Consider the following 18,249-nt stretch of genomic DNA (forward strand, 5'->3'; position numbering starts at 1 on the left):
GAACGCTCTTCTGGTGTTGCGGTCACACCCCACCTGCGGCGCCTGCGCCGGGTTGGCGCGCTTCGTACCGATTTCCGGGAGAGCCACTAGACGAATGCAAATCCTCACCATAATGAAATGAAGGGTGAAGGGGACGGCGAATCCGTGTTCGTTAGAGCAATTGGGAAGTATGCTTCCCTGGGAGTGGGGAAACTAGTTGGCCAGAACGGATCACTGCGGTCTGTAGAGTATTTCGATTCGCCGACATCGGAGCCTCTGGTCCACAACATTGGCAAAAGCAACATAGAGCATGTAGTCCTCCCGGAGCAGACGCGCATATATCATTTCGATGAGGCCGCTGGGGCGTGGGAAATTGGCCATCTGCTGAAAGATAGCGGTGAAAGCCAACTCATCCAGTTTCCAGAAAGCAAGTCCAAACGGCTGAAATGCAACTCTGTGTTCGTTCGGTGGGAACTTCCAATTAGGGACCCAACACCATTTCTCGCCAACAAAATCAGCGAGAGCCCTGGCTTTTCGGATGGACGCAGCGCGTTTGTCCGATCACAGGTGTCTCAGCGGGCCGCGTCGATGGGGATGTCCGCGCTGCTTGCGTGCGCTGTCGAACTCGAACCGCACCAGATTGAGGTGGTGCGACGGATCCTGCAAGACCCGGTGCAGCGCTACCTGCTTGCCGACGAAGTGGGCCTCGGAAAGACGATCGAGGCGGGCGTTCTTATCCGCCAATGCGTTCTCGATGTGAAAGAAAATTGCACGGTTCTCGTGGCGGTTCCTGCCCCACTCGTCAGCCAATGGCGCGCGGAGCTTTCCGAGAAATTTCTTCTCGGGCGCCATCTGGATCGCAGTATTCATGTGATTTCACATGATGACGATGACCAGATTCGAGCGATTCTGTCGAAGGTGACGATGCTCGTCATCGACGAGGCGCACCACCTGATCGACCTCGGTATCGCGAATGCGGCCGGCATCTACCAGGATATCGCCCGCGCCGTTCCACTAATGGAGCGGGTCCTCTTGTTGTCGGCGACACCAGCACTTCATAATGAGCGCGGATTTCTGAGGATGCTCCATCTCCTCGATCCCCTGACATATCCACTCGATGGCGAGGACTCGTTCCGCCGCAAGGTCGAAAGCCGGCAGCCCCTAGCAGAAATCGTCGCCGGTCTGACAACGGAAAATGTGCTGTTTCTCGATTATGTGACAGATCAATTGCGCCGGCTGTTTCCAGAGGACGAACTGTTACTGGAACACGTTGCCAAGCTCGGCGCCGTTGTCGATACGATGCCAGACGAGAGTGACCCGGCGCTGGTGGAAGCGATCGATCAATTGCATGACCACCTGAGCGAAGTCTATCGGCTGCACCGTCGTATCTTGCGCCATCGTCGTCGAAACGTCAGCGGGATAACGCCAGATAGAATAGGGGCCGCGATCGTCCGCTATCGCAGCAGCGATCGGGCAGCCTTGACCGCCGCAATGGAAGACTGGCGGTTCGGCGAGTCGGCGAAGCTCGATGAAGCCGGCCGCGAGGCACCGTGGGCGGATCGTGCGAAAACCTTTTGGCGCGTGCTCGATCGCGGATCGCAATATCCGAGCTCCGGGGCTGGGATAATCAGTTTTCTGGCACAGCAGACCGGGAAAATTAGTGATAAGAGTCGGTTCGAGGCGGTTCGCCGGTGCCTGGGGCGCCCTGGCTTGTTCGCGGATCGCGCGGACGCACTGATTGAGGCGTTGCAGCCGCTTGTAAGTACAAGCTCGCAGTGCATCGTTTTCTGTTCTGATGCCAAGACTGCCGATCTCCTGGCAAATCGAATCGCGAACAGACTGGGTATCGTCGTCGACCGCCATGACCCCAGCAACGATCTGTGGAGGGCTTTTAGCTACAGCGTCGACCGACCCATTCTGGTTTGCGATCGACGGGCGGAAGAGGGTCTGAATCTTCAGGGCGGCAATAAAGTCGTGGTTCACTATGACGTCCCGTTCAATCCCAATCGAATCGAGCAACGTTTAGGTCGCGCTGATCGCTATGGATCCGACCAGGCCGTACGGTCCGTCGTGCTCGCTTGCGAGGACGACCCTTTTGAGATGGCTTGGGTGGGCTATCTCGGTACAGCGCTCAAAGTTTTCGACCGATCGGTGGCGAGCCTACAATATCTGCTGGAAAGCACTATGCGAGGCTTCGCGCTTCCGCTGTTCGTCGAGGGCGCCGAAGGGCTCATTGATCTCACAGCGAGGAGCACCGGCGAACACGGCGAGATCGAGCGAGAAATCTCGGCGCTAGATCAGCAGGATGCACTCGATGCCCTCGGCACGCCACCTGCGGCTCTTTTCAACGGTCTCTCCGCGATCGAAGACGATTGGCGCGCGATCGCGAGCGATACGACGATCTGGCTCGAAAAAACTCTAAGATTTGAGCATCTCGACGAGCCGCGGTTCGCGCCTAGCGCTGGGGCAGGAACGCCGTTCCGATACATCTACTCCACCACCCCCGGGCGTCAAACACTCATTCCGCTACCAACCTTCCTGGCGCATTGTGACGCTGCACTAGACTTCGGTCCGAGATATAGAGGCGACAGGACGATCCGGACTATGCCCTACACCTTTCGCCGACGCACCGCGTTGCATCCGCGCGCGCGCGCCAATGGCGTGGGCTTGCTGCGCTACGGCGATGACCTGATCAGCGGCATTACGGCGTTCACCGAGTCGGACGATCGCGGCCGTTCCTTTGCTATGTGGCGCTTTGCTCCCAGCCATGTCGGCGATCCCACAGCCGATGTCTTCTTCCGGTTCGACTTCGTCCTCGAAGCCGACGTCGCGGCCGCGGACAGAGTTCTCAGCCGACACGAACGCAACGATAGCGCGGCGAACGCAGCGATCCGGCGTCGCGGCGACATGGCACTCCCGCCCTTTTACCGCTCGTTTTGGCTCGACCGCGAACTGACGCTGGTGACCGATCACGCGCTTCTTTCGCTCCTTACGCGACGCTATCGAGTCGAACCGGATCAGAACGGGGCTCGCGACCTCAATCTTAATGCTCGCCGGTGGCAACGCCTGTCACAGTTGCACCTTCCGGAGTTCGCCCATTGGTCTGACCTTTGCCTTAAGGCGCGGGAAGTGGCCGAAAACGCGCTTCGCGCGGACCCCGATCTCATCGAAAGCCTCGCGAAAGCGGAGCAGCGCGCTCTACGGGCCGATCAGAGGCGGCTGGGCCAGTTGCGGGCTCGCGCTCGCGCCGCAGTGAGTGCTGGCGACGACACCGAGCTTGCGTTTGAGGAGCAACTCGCTGCTGCGCTAACAGAGGGCATTCGCATCCCTCAGGTTCGGCTCGACACTGTTGGCGCGATCTTCGTCTCGGCGAGCCGCTCTGTCACCGAGCGCATTTCGAGTGACCTGTGATGGGCGCATTCGACTTCGTAGGTCTGCAAGACTTTCTGCTCGACCCTCGGAACGAGATTGGCGGCTCCGGACCTCGCGACGGGGTCTTCGATCGCCTAGCTCAGATCCTGAAAGCCTCACAGGCAACTGGGCGGCTGCAAAGTGCATATGATGCCATGGCCCTTTTTAGGCACGTATTGCGACGCCAGTCCCTTCGTGCGGGCCAGCAGGCGCAGTTGCGCGTACCCTCTCGCGCGGGCTGGCCGGACCGAGCTTCCTGGGCGAATTTCGGGGTGCGGGCTCATAGCGAGACGCAAGGCTATTTCCTAGTCGAAGCTCGACCGTGGCGCGCTGATTGGCTCGACGACAGCGACAATCCGGTTTTCGAGGACATCTTCGCCGAGCAGAATGTTCGGCTCGATTGGCAGCGGCCGATCGACCCGTTCCTCGGCGAAGCGAGCGGATTCGACAGCTATGTGTCGCCGGGCCAGCGCGAGGCGGTGCGCAGCGCCTTTCTGCTGCCGCCCGGAGAGACTCTCGTCGTCGCCTTGCCGACCGGGTCTGGGAAGAGCTTCGTTGCACAGGCCCCGGTCCTCGCCCGCGGATTGGAAGGTGGATTGTCGCTGTGCGTCGTTCCGACCACGGCACTAGTGCTCGATCAGGCCCGTCAAATGCGGCAAATGCTCAAGCGCCGCTTTCCCCGGCGTGATGTGCCTTCGCTCGCTTGGCATTCCGGCCTCAGCGTGGAGGAACGAGCGGCGATCAAGGCCGCGATACGCGAGGGCCGCCAAGGCATCCTTTATTGCTCGCCCGAAGCGGTGACCGGAGCCTTGCTGCCGTCGCTATACGAGACGGCGTACGCCGGATTGCTGTCCTATCTGATCGTCGACGAGGCGCACCTGGTAAGCCAGTGGGGTGACAGTTTTCGACCAGCCTTTCAGATGCTGGCAGGCGTGCGACGGGGATTGCTCGCGGCCTGCCCGACCAGTCGCCGCTTTCGGACGCTGCTAATGTCCGCGACGCTAACCCCGGAGACCGTGGAGACGATCGACGCTCTCTTCGGCCCGGCTCGCACGGTTCACATGGTCGCCTCGGTCCATCTGCGGCCCGAACCTCAATATTGGGTCCACCGCGAGGACGATCCTGAGGAGAAGGACCGCAAGGTCCTTGAAATCTTGCGGCACGCGCCGCGGCCATTCATCCTCTATGTGACTAAGCGCAGCGATGCGAGGCGGTGGATCAAGCGTCTGCGCAAGGAAGGCTGTGCGCGCATTGACTGCTTTCATGGCGAGACTGCCCACGCCGATCGTGTCCGGATCATCGATCAATGGTCCGACAACGAACTCGACGGGGTGGTCGCCACCTCCGCGTTCGGCGTCGGGATCGACAAGCGGGACGTGCGCACGGTGATCCATGCCGCCGTCCCGGAGACGCTCGATCGCTTCTATCAGGAAGTCGGGCGCGGAGGGCGAGACGGCTGTCCCTCGGCCTCATTCCTGATCTATTCGCGCGAAGACCAGGAAATCGCCAACCAGATCGCCTCACCTTCGCTGATCAGCGACGACCTTGCGTTCGAACGGTGGTCGACCATGTATGGCGGTAGCACCCAACTCGATGCGCTTGGCCGATTGCTCGAGGTGGATTTGGCTGCCGTCCCGCCACGGCTGCGGAGACAGTCCGATTACAATCAATCCTGGAACATGCGAACGCTGATCATGATGGCGCGGGCCGGCATGCTCGAGCTTGAATCGCAGCCGCCATCGCGCATCGCGCAGCAAGAGGACGAGACCGAGTTCGCATTCGAGCTTCGCAGTGATGAGCACTGGACGGACTATTTCCAGCGCACGGTGGTGGGCATGACCGATTTCGAGCACATGAGCCAGACGCGGTTCGAATGCCTCATCGGCGAGGAACGGCAGCGCGCGTTCGATGAGGCCACCGAGAACCGCGCGTTGCTCGACAAACTGCTGGGCGGCACGAGCGAGGTCTCGCTGCTGCTGGACGATCTTTATCGCAGCAACGCCCCGGGCCGGTCGGTGATCGTATCGCCCGCCTGCGGAGGGTGCCCGGCCCACCGCCGCATGGGGACGAAGAACACCGACTATTCGGCGCCGCCCGCATACGGCATCGAGCATGTCGGCCATTTCGATCTCAGCCTCTTCGTCAGCCGGTTCCCGCAACTCTATCTTGAGGAGCCCGTCATCCTTCCCGTCGAAGAGCCCATGGACGATACCGCTCTTGTCTCCCTGCTGCGCGACTTCGTCGCTATGTTCGGGGTGCGCGAGATCGGCACGCAGACCGCCTTCCGGGAGCGAAACCCCTCGCTTGCCGGACTACACAAGCACAGCGACGACCATGTGCTGCTGCTGCAGTCGCTCGAGGAGGAAGTGCTCCGGCCATCGTCGTACGAGCTTCCGCGCGTCACGGTCTGGACTGGCGCGGTCGGCGCCGGGCTGCCCAAGTATCTGTTCACGATGAAACGGCCGCTGCATGTCATCATGACGCCGGCCTCGACGCTGGATCCGTGGAACGCTGTGCGCCGCATCGCCGACACCGGAACCAATGTCCTGTCGGTCGATCAATTCAAGCTCGGAGCGCGCCTGTGAGTATCCTCAACCAAGCCAGCGACGGGCTGTTCAATGTGCTGATCGTGCTCGTTCGCGCCCTCGTTCGCTTCGGTCCAAAGGGGCGCGAAGACCTGATCCTCGCATGTGGGGGCGCGGCTGATTCGTTCGACACCAGCCAGTTGACAAGAACGTTGAACCGCTGGACCGAACTTGGCCTGTTCGGCGAAAATATGGGCGTCATCATTATCGCCGAGCCTTACCGCTCTGCCCTCGGCAAGAGCGCAGAAGATGCGGAAGCGCGCCTCCCTAAAGTGGCAAGGGCCGTGGCGTTGCTGCGGGCCAACAATATGCGCTTCTGGGAAAGCGAGGAAGCTAGGAGCGCCGATCTGTCGAGAGGCGTGGCGTGGATGCTGGCCCAGGATGTCTATACCCTTGATGCCAATTCCGACCGGTTGGCTGAACTGGAGGCGCGACAGTTGATCGACAGCGGCAGTCAGAAGATCGCTCAGAACAATACCCGCTGGAATGGCCTCAAAACCTGGATGCTATATCTGGGCTTTGCCCGCGACGGCGTGCAATGGGTCGTCGACCCCACCGAGGCGCTCCGCGACGCGCTCACCGACATCTTCGGATCGAGCCGAGAACTGTCCGGCCCAGCCTTCGTAGAGCGCACCGCCTCGGTGCTGCCCGTCCTCGATGGTGGCGCTTATCGGTTGCAGGTCGAGGCAGCGTTGAAGGACAGCGCCTGGCCCCGCCTTCGTGCCGGCCTCGTCTCGTCTTCCTTGTCTCGGGCGATCCAGCGCCTCGACCGTGAGGGCTTCATCACGCTTTCAAACCGAAGCGACCCCGAGGGCGTCGTAACGCTTACCGGCAGCAACGCGCGCACATGGCGGGATGTCTCGCATGCCGGGCTTGTTAAGGCAGGAAAGGCCCGCTGATGCTTGAGAAATATTGGCCCGAGCCCGATCACGTCAATGCCTGCATCAAGAACGAAGCCGAGACCGCGGACGTATCGGTCCTGCTCGCGGTGCATCAGCCGACTCCGCTCACGACGCGGAATGCCGGTACGAACATCGAGACTCCGGCGTCCGAGCAGGAATTGCTCGATGCCTTTCTCTCCGACGACGTTCCGGGCGGATATCTGCTGTTTCCGATCACCGGTCCCTCGGGTGTAGGGAAGTCACACATCATTCGGTGGCTTGATGCGCAACTCCAGCGCTCGCCGCGGCGCGAACAGCTCCACATAATCCGAATTCCCAAGAGCGCAAGCCTGCGCCGGGTCGTCGAGTTGATCCTTGAGCCGTTGGCCGGCGACCCGAGATTCGAGAAATCGCGATCGGACCTCACCCGCGCCGTCGCCGAAGTCGACAAGCGCAAGGCCGTCGTCTTGTTCCGAGCACAAATCGAGAATGCGCTCGCCAGCCGGGCCGAGGCCCTCGTCGTCGAGGCGCGCGAGCATAAGGAACGTGCTGCCGAGCTTAGACCGCTCATCGGCCATGCGCAGATGCTGCCTAAACTTTTCGGTGACGCGGCACTCAAGGACCATTTCGACGAAGCGGTTCTCGCCAGAGTGGTTGCGCGCGCCTTGCAGGGCCGTGAGGACGGGGTCGAGGGCGACGAGAGCCAGTCCCAGTTTTTCGCCAAGGATCTCATCCTTCCCGACGGGATCGATCTTAACAATGCGGCCCTGTCGGTTAAGACCTATTATCAGACGCAGCTCGCGGTCCAGGATGTTCGCCGCCGCCAGGCCGCGGCTGACCTGCTCAACACCATCGTCGATACAGCGATCGGCAACGTCTTTCAGCTCGAGCAGAGTACCGGCGGAATCACCTTACAGGACATCATCCTAGGAATCCGTGATATCCTGCTGAAGAACGAAATGGACCTCGTCCTGCTCGTCGAGGATTTCGCAGCGCTGTCAGGCATCCAGGACGTGTTGCTCAAGGTCTGCGTGCAGGAAGGTACACATGACGGCAAGAAGGTGCGCGCTACCATGCGGACGGCGCTTGCGCTCACCGATGGCTATCTTGCCTCTCGCGACACGATCCTCACGCGGGCGCAGCGGGTCTGGGTCATCGGCAACCGTGAGCAGAGTGATGATGAGATCAAGGGCGCAGTGATCGAGATGGTCGGCGCTTATCTGAACGCGGCGCGCTGGGGTGAAGGCGGCCTGCGCAAGCGGTTTGACCGCCGCGGTGCAGGCGACGGGCTCACCGGCTGGCTACCCGCCTGGCGTGACGAGGAGCAGAGAGATGAGGAAGGCGAGGCGCTAAACGCTTTTGGCTATTCCACACTAGGCCACGCGCTATTTCCATTCAACCGTCTCGCAGTCGAGCAGCTCGTCCAGCGGCATCTGGCGGAAGGAGGCCGGCTCGTTTTCAACCCGCGTCGCGTCATAAACGAGATCCTCCGTCGCCCGCTTCTGATGCGGAGCACGTTCGTCAACGGCAATTTCCCACCGCCCGACTTCCATGGGCTGCGGCCGAACGTCTATCTCGCCGGCTTGGTCAGACAGACGAGCCAGCCCGAACCCATCAAGCGGCGCCTGGCTTCCGCGCTCGCAGTGTGGGCCGGCAACGCCGCCGATCAAGCTGCCCTCGCCCATGTACCGCCGGCAATCTTTGCGACCTTCTCGCTTCCGACACCTAGCGAACTCGCCAAAGTCACTTTCGTGCCGGAGCGCGATTCAACGCCGCCGATTGGACCGACCGGCGGCGAAGATACGACCCCCTCGCCGCCGCCCCCGGCATTTGCTTTCGAGCAGGATCCGCGCGTGGCGACTTGGCTGAAGAAACTTGATGCCTGGACGTCCGGAACGGAACTTGTGCAGACCGACGCTCGCGAACTTCGCAGCGCGCTGGCCGCAATGCTGAAGGGCGCGATCAACTGGTCCGCGCTCCGGATTCCAGACGAGGATATCAAGGCGACTTGGCTTTGGATTGCTGGTGCGCGCAACAATCCTGTAGGCGGACGCATTCTCGTAGTCTGTGACCAGCGCGAGGATGACGATGGCACACTTCGCGAGGGCCTCCTCGGCGCACTGAGATTTGGCTTCAACGGTCACCGCTGGGACTATCCGGAGGCCGACGTCGATTATGTCGCGAGCGCCGCGATCATTGATCGCCTGGTCAGGCAACTGGTGCCGATTCTAGTTGCGGAGGCGAACGCGCAAACAGCAGTGGTGGGTCGGGCATTGCTCAATCAGTCGCGCATCATTGGCCTCTCGCCCCCGGTTCGCGCAGCAGCCGCGGAGCCTCTGCTGCGCGGACTCTTCTCGTCGCCCCCACAGGTCGAGACGCAAACATTCGAAGAGGGGTGGGATCAGCTTCGCGCGCAGGCGCTGGGCTCGGTCAATGGCCGAAGCACGCGCGCCATCCTGCAGGGGCTTCTGCTCGATCGAAGCGCGAGCTTCCAGGGTTCAGGAAACAAACCGTTCGCAATTGACAGCGCGCGCCTGCTAGACGTGCTGGCCGGCGATCCGCCAGTGGGTCCGCTTCCCGAGAGCCTTCCCGAGGAAGCACGCACGCTCATCCCGACGATGACCGACGCCCGGCTCTGGGGCAAGCTGCAGGCAGTCATCGCCAAGCTCCGCACCTTTCGGGCCGAGATCGCAGATTTCGTCGATGAGAATCTCGACAAGAACGCGTTCGTTGCCAACCTGCGCGAAATCATCCCGCTGCTGCAGAAGACGAATTGCTGGCCGTCAGGCGTCATGATCAGGCAAAATGAGTTCGAGGCGCGTCTCACAGAATTTCAGACAAGCCGCTTTGTCGACCTGGTGGACAAGACGGCGACGATCGTCGATGAAGCCGATCGAGAGCAAATCCCGAAGCTGCTCAATGCACTTGGATCGCTCGATTTAGGGCTGATCCAACGCACCATGTCGTTCTTGACCATAGCCAATGAGATCGTCATGGAGGCAGCACCGCGTGTAGCACAACAGCAGGCTATTCGCGGCCAATCCGATCCAAGCATTGCGGCAGCGGAAATCGCGAGTTTGCTCGAGGGCGTGAGTGGAAATCAGCCTGCGCCGGTGGAGGCTGACGCATGAGTACTTCGCTTCCCGCACGCGCAAAGGCGCTTCACGAGCGGCTGGTGGCGCTAGACCAACTTGGGGCCAACGTGGAGGAAACCGGTTTGCTCGAGGACCTCCGCTCGGACCTCGCGCCACCCGCGGCAGAGTTCAGTCGGGCGCTCGACAACCGCAGGCTGCTCATGGGCTCGGGGATCGAAACGCCGGAGCCGCCTTCGCTTGCGACTGTCCGCAAACGCGCCGCCTCAACCCTCGAAAGGTTCACTGCCAACGAGAAGGCGGCGACGCTCAAGAAGGGCAGCGGCTGGGCTAACTTGATCAAGGAGATCAAGACGGCGTCGACAGACCTTGGCGCCGGCGTCGTGAGGAGTTGGAAGGAGTACAGGCAGAGCGTGTTTACCGGCGAGGCCCCATCGGTGGTGAAGGGCCGCATTGCGATGACGCCCGCGAACACCGCCGCTTTCAAGACCTATGAGCAGCTTCATCAAGCGTTCCGCGCCGAGTTCGACAACCTGCCAGCCGACAAGGCGGCAATCGATCGCGTCAAGGCCCTTGCGGCAAGGCTGACCGAGACAGCCAAGGGGTTCGATTTTGACGTGCCGGCCGACGTGAAGCGTTTCCTTGAGGCCATTCAGACCGGAGGAGCGAAGCTCGACCTGCTCACAGACGTCGTGCTGAAGTGGCTCGAAGAGAACAATGCATTCGATACTTATCGTATCGTGCCGCGGAGCGCAGATGGAAGCCGATGAAGCCCTGTTGCTGACTGCGCTGGACGAGATTGAGCAGCTTGAAGCCCGGTTGCTGACCTGGGGTCTGGTCGACGGACATGTGTCGGCCGGCGAGATGCATGGGATCATCGATGCGCTGCTCGACAAGCCTGTCTTGGGGGCCGGCGTCAGCTTTCTGGACGCTGGTCATGTCATCGCAGAACTGATCAGCCGAGCATTGCTGTTCGACATCGGCGAGGAGCCAGGCACGCAATACCGGTCCCGCATGGCCGAAGGTGTCCGCCTGCTGTTCCGGTTGCGCCAACTCTTTCCCCAACATCGCGGACCAACCGGCTGGCAGGCAGCGCCGACGCTCGTAGCTGACTTCCGGTTCATCTGGCGTCGTCGGCGCTACCCGCGTCGTGAGATCAGCGCGGCGGCAGCGCTCGCCACCATCGCGGCCGCGACGCCTGACCAAGCTGCGCGTGCGGCGCTTTCGGCGCTGGTCGAAAGCTTTGGCCCGCAGTTCGCGCTCGCCGGATTCCAGGTCTCCGCGGCTGCACGAATCCTGTCGGGCTTAGAGGGCACGCAATCCATCGCGACGTTGGTCAGTGCAGGCACCGGCAGCGGCAAGACGCTGGCCTTCTATCTGCCCGCGCTGTCGCGTGTGGCCTCCCATATTCAGCGGGATGCCGCCGCGGGTCGCTGGGTCAAGGTTCTGGCTCTTTACCCCCGGAACGAACTGCTGAAAGACCAGTTTGCAGAGGTCTACAGTCAGGCCCGGCGGCTCGACGCGACGCTGGCCTCGCGCGGCCACCGCAAGATCCTGATTGGGACCTTCTTCGGTCCGACGCCGCATTCAGCCGAAAAGGCGCACGACGCGCGCAGCGGCTGGCGGCAGACATCGGCTGGGCTCGTTTGTGAATATCTGCGCTGTCCGGCTCCGGGCTGCGCCGGGGACATGGCCTGGCGCGACGCCGATCGGCGAGCCAGTCGCGAGCGGCTTGAGTGCCTCGAGTGCTCTGCCAGGATCGAGAGCGACGAAATCATCCTGACTCGCGACCGGTTGCGATCCGAAGCACCGGACATTCTGTTCACTACCACAGAGATGCTCAACCAGCGGATGGGGGACGATCGGTTTCGGCACCTGTTCGGAATTGGCGACCGGGCGCAGCGCCCCGTCGAGATGATGTTGTTGGACGAGGTTCATACTTATGCTGGCATCTCCGGCGCCCAAGTCGCGTTCTTACTTCGCCGTTGGCGACGATTGGTCCGCCAGCATGTCAGCTTCGTCGGACTGTCGGCGACACTCAGGGACGGAGCGCGCTTCTTCGCGCAACTGACCGGCTTGTATGAGCAGTCGTCGGTCGAAATCGCGCCGGCTAACAGCGACATGATCGCCGAGGGCGCTGAGTATCTTCTGGCACTGCGCGGCGATCCGGTGTCGCGCACAGCTTTGCTGTCGACCACGATCCAGACGGGCATGCTGCTCTCTCGGCTGCTGGACGCGCCCGACGAGCGAAAGAGCCGCGGCATTATCGGCGAGCGCGTTTTCATCTTCACCGACGACATCGACGTCACCAACCGCATGTACTTCGCCATGCTAGACGCCGAGGGTCGCAGGAGCAGCGGGGCGCCAGACCTGGTGAACAGGCCCGATGGCGGACTCGCGTCGCTCCGCCGGCCGCTGCCGATCGAACAGCGCAAGCTGCATGGCCAAGATTGGGAGGCAGTGGTCCAGATCGGCCACACCTTACAGCCCCAGGACCGAAAGTCGGTGGGCCGCGTGATGTCAATGGACCCCGGCGTCGGCAACAATCTCGACATTATCGTCGCGACCGCCTCGCTCGAGGTCGGTTTCAATGATCCGCGAGTTGGCGCAGTCATTCAGCACAAGGCGCCGCGCGATGTTGCCCAGTTCCTCCAGCGCAAGGGCCGCGCGGGTCGTTCGCGCCGGATGCGGCCTTGGACTGTGGCGGTGCTGTCGGACTATGGCCGGGACCGGCTCGCCTATCAAGGCTATGACCTGCTTTTCGATCCGGAACTGCCGCTTCGTACACTGCCTGTAGGCAATCGGTACGTCATGCGGATCCAGGCAGTCTATGCGACGCTCGATTATCTCAGCCAGGCACTGGACTATCAGCGGCAAGGCAGCGTCTGGCTCGACCTATCGGCCAGCACCGACAGCAGCTACCAGCGCGCGCGCCAGACTGCGCTTGCAGGCCTCATCAATCGCATCCTCACCATCCCAGCCGAACTGGACCGCTATTCCGCATATCTCGCCTCCGCCTTGAAGATAGACGAGAGTACAGTCTTGCCGCTGCTCTGGGATCACCCCCGGCCTCTGATGACGCAGGTCCTGCCGACCGCGCTTCGCCGGCTCGAGAGCAATTGGCGCGCCTGGGGGCAGCCCGGCGACGATTTCCAAGTGTTCAATTCGCCCCTGCCGGAGTTCGCGCCGGCGAATTTGTTCAGCGATCTTAACCTGCCCGAGGTCAGTATTGTCCTCCCACAGCCTGGTAGCGTCACGCCCGACAAAGTGGGGATGCCCATCGCACAGGCGCTTCGAGAGTTCGCGCCGGGACGCGTGTCACGGCGCTACGGCATGAGCCATGCGTTCGAGCGTCATTGGATGTGTCCGCCACTCGATCAAAACCGAGTACAAGTAGTTCCGCTCGAACCGTTTGCGCGTCTGGATAGGCTCAGTGACGGGCGGATTATCGTCGCCGGCTCGGTAGGACAGGTCCCGGTCTATCGTCCCCTAGTGCTGGAGGTTCAGCCGCCGCCCGGCACGGTGGTCGATACCTCGAACGCTCGACTTCGCTGGCGCGGCCAGCTTGTCGCGCGCGAGTCCGGCCTGGTGCTGGACCCGCCCCGGGGTGGCCCCTGGACTCCGTTGATCGAGGATATCCGCTTCTACACACACGAAGGGCTGAGCCCGATCGAGGTACGCCGGATGGCGCTCGGCAGCGATGCCGGCATTCGCTTCCGCGACGGCAGATCGCTGAACAAGGAGTTCCATTTCGAAGTCGCCGGAGAGGCGGCCGCGCTCGGCTTTGGCCTCGCGGTCGACGCGATGTGCATCCGGCTTCGCTTCCCTGAAGCCTTGTGGTCGAACCTCGGGGACGAGGCGGACCCGCGATATCGTGCGATGCGGACCGCGCGCTTTCATCACCAAGCAGTTTACGGACCTTTTCTCGAAGCAGTCGACAACCCGTTCGCGCGCGACTGGCTGGCTCATCTCATGCTGGCCGCGCTCAGCAATGAGGCAATGGCGCATCGGATTTCCCTGAGGGAGGCCGCGGGACGCCTTGCCGACGGCAGCGCTGAACTCGACCTCGACCGGACGCTCAGCATCCTGTTCCAGTCGCCGATCGTCGACGATGCCAATGCCCAGGGTAATCAGCAGGACAAGCTTCGGCAGGATCTGGCTGGCTTCCTGGCCGACAAGGAGGTTGTCGACAGCCTGTTCAGCCTCGCGGCAATCCTATGGATCCCGATCGATGCTGGATGGGAGCCGTGGCTTCGCGAGCGTTATGCGTCTACCGTCGGCGCGGCAGCCTTGAGCGCGATCACGAACCTCTGCCCACAAATCGACGCCGACAGCCTGGTACTCGACGTCACCGCTGGCCCGCGCGAGCAAGACGATGTGCTCGCCGGGGTTCCCAATGGCGAGATCTGGATCAGTGAGATGACGCCTGGGGGCAACGGCCAGATCGAAGAGGCGCAGCGTCAATATGTAGAAGATCCACGCCGCTTCTTCAGCCTGATGACCGCTGCCCTGCGAGACAATGATTTCTCTCTGAGCGATTTCCAGTTGAGTCGCTTCCTCGCCGCCGTGGTCGAAGGCGACAGCGACGAGCCGCTGCCCGCTGCAACGCGCGCGTTTCGGCAGGCATCAGGTGCCGAGGAGAGCCATGCAAGCTTCACGGCGCTTCGTCACACCCTGGCGGATGAGGGTTTTGTCACCTTCCACGCGTTCCTTGTTGCGCTGACAAACCGGATCCTTCGTCCCGGCTCGAGCATCGACAGCGACGCCTTTTTCCTCGACGCGGTGCGCCTCTGGAATGCCGAGGAAGAGCGGCTGAGCGTCGACCTCGACGCGCGTGTGCTGGCCTATCGCCTGGCGCGGTCTGACGACATCGATGCAGCGCTCGGGCTCGCCGGAATCGACGCCCCAACGGTCAATCCCGACCAGTGGCGGTTCGGTGTGATCTATGGTCTGCTTTGGCCGCGCGGCGCCCACATTCGCCAGTCCGGGCTGAGGACCTACTCACCCTTCGCCGACCTGCCGGCACCAGACCCGTTGCTGCTGCAGGCCTATCTTGCCGAAGATGCGAGCCTGATCGATCTGGAAGTCGACGGCTGGCAGGATTATTGTCTTGATCGCCTTGCCGAGGTCGGGGCCGCCACCCTGATGTGTCGAATGTCGGCAGCACCGCTGCTCGCCGACGCCTTGAGCTTCCTCGCCACTAATCCGGTACAGACGGTCTATCTCTCAGTTTTCGCGCGCGTGCAGGCAGTCAGGCGAGTGGAGAACGTCTTCCATGTCGATGTCGATGTTGCGGAGGCACTGCAATGACCTTCGAGACGCGACGAATCTTCAAAAGCGCGGTGACAAGCCAGCACCTGATCCGCGAACTCCTTCAGATGATGTTCCTTGGCGAACTGCTGGCGCCCGGAGGCGAGCGCGCCTGGCTCGTCAGCCCGTGGATTAGCAACATCGTCTTGTTCGACAACCGCGCTGGAGGCTTCGGTACGATCAATCCGGAATGGGGCAATCGCGAGATCCGGCTGATCGAGGTGATGACTGACGTGATGGCCCGCGGGACGGCGCTAGGCATCGCGACGAGCCTTGATGGTCACAATGACCCGCTGATCGACGCGCTCGCCATGGCGGCGGACGAAGGCGGGCTCGCCGACAAGCTTTCCATCGTCCGCCGCCGGCACCTGCACACCAAAGGCGTGCTGCTGAAGCGCGGCCTTCTGACGGGCTCTATGAACCTCACCTACAACGGCCTCGAATTGAACGACGAAATGGTCGTCTACGACACCACGCCCAAGACGCTCGCCGAGGCGCGTATCAACTTCGAGTCCTATGTGGGAGCAGGCAGGTGATCGAGCATCTGCCCGAGCGAGAGCAGGAGTGGCTGGCGCGCTTCTTTTCGACGCCCAACGAGTTGAGCTGGTCGTCGCTGCTCGACGGGTCCGCTTCGGCACGAGAGTCGGACCAGGTGCGGCAGTGGCTCGGCCTTCTCGCCGCCCCGCGCCCGGGTGCGCCGCTTATTCTGCCTTTCGCGCGGGGCGGCAAGATCGCCGGCTGGTTTGCGACCACGCAGGGTCATTCCGGCGCGTACGAGCTTCGCGATGAGATCAACGCATGGTTGGGCCCGACCTGGCTTAGCCGCTTCGAGCGGGTCGCCGAGGACTCGAACGAGCCGATGGCCGCAGCGCTTCGGGACCGCTTCGGCGGAATTGTATATCGGTTCACAGGACCCGACGACGCGGCAATGGAGGCGATCTCTGCACGGCTGAGCGAGTTTGCAGGCGTGCTCGAACGGAGGCCGCCAGCAACACGCACGCGCGTCCGCCCAATTGGGGCCATCCGCAGCGACTTCGAGCGTGCGCTACTCGCCGGCGACGAAGCCCAAGCAGAGGCGATGATCGCCGAGCTCAAGCAGACAGGCCGCCTCAATGAGGAGAACCTCCGCTACCTTGAGGTGCGGCTAAGCGCTGGCCTTGGGCTGTGGCCGCAAATCGCGCGCGATCACTGGCTCATCAAGACGATGGCCGATCTGGCGCTGCCGCCGCAGATCCTCGCGGACCTGATCGAGGCACTTTACCGAACCTATGTCGATGAGGTGGAGGCCGGCGGCGAACCGGCCGCGATCCGTGATGCGTTCGCGCGCCATATCGCAATCCCCTATCCGAAGCTATTCGCGTCCCGCCGGGGAATTCGGGCGCCACGTGTAGTCAAGGCGTTTCTGCTGTTCGAGCAACTGCAAGCCAAACCTGACCCAGCGATCATCGCCGGGCTGCTCGACCTGTTACCGCCCGGCACCCCCTCGCTCTCCGCAGCGCCGCGCGCTGCAGAACCCGCGCTGACGCTGCTGGCAGCGACCACCGCGGACGAAGCTGACGAAGCCTTCGATGACGGGCAATTCGACCGCGCCTTTGAGTTCTATCTGCGGCTTCCTCCTAGCAGGAAGACCATCAGCCGGCTGGTGTCGTGCGTCGGGACGATCGGGACAACCGAGGCGCGCCAACGACTGCTTACTTTGGTGGATGAGGCAGGCGCGGACGTGGTTGCTGGGCTGCCCCCGGGAATTGCCAGCAAGATCGAAAGCCTTCGGGAGGCGCAATCTCCTGGTCCGCCACCAGCGGAGAAGCCGGCTGATGCGAGTGCCAATCCATGGATCAGTTGGGCAGACCAATTGCAGGCAGGCCGCGACCTCACCGCGGCTGAACAGGATGTTCAATCCGCGCCGACTAATTGGGATGCCGCCAAACTCCGGGAGAGCGGCCAGTTGGCGCGGCGGTTCGCCGACATCATCGGCGGTCTACACGGTAAAGCGAGCGCGATCGCGCGGGCGGCAGTGCCCCAGATGTTCGCGAGTATCTTCCCCACAGATGCCGTTCCACCGCCGGCGACGAAGCCGATCGCATCGCTCTTGTTTATGCTGATCGCGATGGATGACGCACTTTCTCGGACCGATCTCGACTTGCTAGCGCAGCTAGCCAGCATCCTGATCGAGCAAGGGCTGTCGTCCAGCGAGTATGTTTCCCTGATGAGCGATATCGAGGATGTTCAGCAGCGGGTCGGCTCCTATGCCTATCTACCCTGGAGCCTAGACCTCAGCGAAGCGCTGGCAATCTTGCCCTGTTCGTCCGCTGCGGAACGCGAAGCGCGACTACGACTGTTCCTGCATTTGCTGGGCCAAGCGTCTGGCTTCGCGCATCGCCTCGCACCGCACGACCTGATACCGATCGAGACCCTTGCAAAGGATTATGGCGTCGGGCCTGATGCGGTCAGCGTGCTTAAACGCAAATCCGAGGCGGAGGCTGATACATCCTCCATGCCAAGCCTCAATGGAAAGACCATCGGCATTTACACGCTGGCCGAAGCGGCCGGAAGCCGTGCCAAGGCTGCATTGGAGAAGCTGTTCCCGGGCTGCAAGGTAGTTGTAAATTCAGACCTCGTGGCAACACCGCAACTCGCGGGCCTAGCGAAGACCGCTGATATGTTCGTCTTCGCCTGGAAAAGCAGCAGCCACCAAGCATTCTATTGCGTGAAGGACGCCCTGACCAATGGCGAGCCTATCTGGGCCCAGGGAAAGGGAACGGCCAGCATCCTTCGTGCCGTCCTCGATCACTGGCCAGCTGCCGGCAATTCAGCACGAGGTTGAGCTGTTTCGCTGACCTGCCTCTAGAAGCGGTCCCAAACCTGTATTACGCACCAGGCTGGCGCCATCCCACGAGTCACACTTGATCCGGGCTCTCAACAGTCACTTTCGGCGAATTCGCGCGTCAGTAGGCTGCAACGCTCTGCCTTCATTCAGCAAGACGACGACCC

The 18,249-nt window shown here is 62.2% G+C and carries 8 protein-coding genes; all 8 read left to right on the forward strand.

From position 1 onward, the window contains the following. Positions 1-117 precede the first annotated feature (117 nt). Genes dpdE through dpdD form a run of 8 tightly spaced genes read left to right on the forward strand, consistent with a single transcriptional unit; the run spans position 118 to position 18,082 of the window. Entirely contained in the window at positions 118-3,390 is a 3,273-nt protein-coding gene (gene dpdE / locus FJ443_RS18130; protein ID WP_140665153.1) for a protein DpdE, read from the forward strand. After that, positions 3,390-5,975, forward strand: coding sequence for a protein DpdF (gene dpdF / locus FJ443_RS18135; protein WP_140665156.1), 2,586 nt, complete (start codon positions 3,390-3,392; stop codon positions 5,973-5,975). The genes dpdE and dpdF overlap by 1 nt, the downstream gene beginning before the upstream one ends. Beyond that, a complete protein-coding gene (gene dpdG / locus FJ443_RS18140) occupies positions 5,972-6,874 on the forward strand; it encodes a protein DpdG (RefSeq protein WP_140665158.1) in 903 nt (300 codons plus the stop codon). Before dpdF ends, dpdG begins: the two co-directional genes overlap by 4 nt. After that, entirely contained in the window at positions 6,874-9,987 is a 3,114-nt protein-coding gene (gene dpdH, locus FJ443_RS18145; protein WP_140665161.1) for a protein DpdH, read from the forward strand. The genes dpdG and dpdH overlap by 1 nt, the downstream gene beginning before the upstream one ends. After that, a complete protein-coding gene (locus FJ443_RS18150) occupies positions 9,984-10,718 on the forward strand; it encodes a hypothetical protein (protein WP_140665163.1) in 735 nt (244 codons plus the stop codon). The genes dpdH and FJ443_RS18150 overlap by 4 nt, the downstream gene beginning before the upstream one ends. Further along, positions 10,705-15,258, forward strand: a complete 4,554-nt coding sequence (dpdJ, locus tag FJ443_RS18155; RefSeq protein ID WP_181175108.1) for a protein DpdJ — start codon at positions 10,705-10,707, stop codon at positions 15,256-15,258. The genes FJ443_RS18150 and dpdJ overlap by 14 nt, the downstream gene beginning before the upstream one ends. Further along, complete coding sequence (dpdK, locus tag FJ443_RS18160) at positions 15,255-15,794, forward strand: phospholipase D-like domain-containing protein DpdK (protein ID WP_140665169.1); 540 nt, start codon at positions 15,255-15,257, stop codon at positions 15,792-15,794. The genes dpdJ and dpdK overlap by 4 nt, the downstream gene beginning before the upstream one ends. After that, positions 15,791-18,082, forward strand: a complete 2,292-nt coding sequence (gene dpdD, locus FJ443_RS18165) for a protein DpdD (RefSeq protein WP_140665173.1) — start codon at positions 15,791-15,793, stop codon at positions 18,080-18,082. The genes dpdK and dpdD overlap by 4 nt, the downstream gene beginning before the upstream one ends. The last annotated feature ends 167 nt before the right edge of the window (positions 18,083-18,249 follow it).

The organism is Mesorhizobium sp. B2-6-1 (genome assembly GCF_006440475.1).
Classification (GTDB): Bacteria; Pseudomonadota; Alphaproteobacteria; order Rhizobiales; family Rhizobiaceae; genus Mesorhizobium.

Excerpts from the sequence above, each read along its gene's own strand:
- FJ443_RS18150 (WP_140665163.1), top strand. The coding sequence starts at position 9,984 with ATGAGTACTTCGCTTCCCGCACGCGCAAAGGCGCTTCACGAGCGGCTG.
- dpdH (WP_140665161.1), top strand. The coding sequence starts at position 6,874 with ATGCTTGAGAAATATTGGCCCGAGCCCGATCACGTCAATGCCTGCATC.
- dpdF (WP_140665156.1), top strand. The coding sequence starts at position 3,390 with ATGGGCGCATTCGACTTCGTAGGTCTGCAAGACTTTCTGCTCGACCCT.
- dpdK (WP_140665169.1), top strand. The coding sequence starts at position 15,255 with ATGACCTTCGAGACGCGACGAATCTTCAAAAGCGCGGTGACAAGCCAG.
- dpdJ (WP_181175108.1), top strand. The coding sequence starts at position 10,705 with ATGGAAGCCGATGAAGCCCTGTTGCTGACTGCGCTGGACGAGATTGAG.
- dpdE (WP_140665153.1), top strand. The coding sequence starts at position 118 with ATGAAGGGTGAAGGGGACGGCGAATCCGTGTTCGTTAGAGCAATTGGG.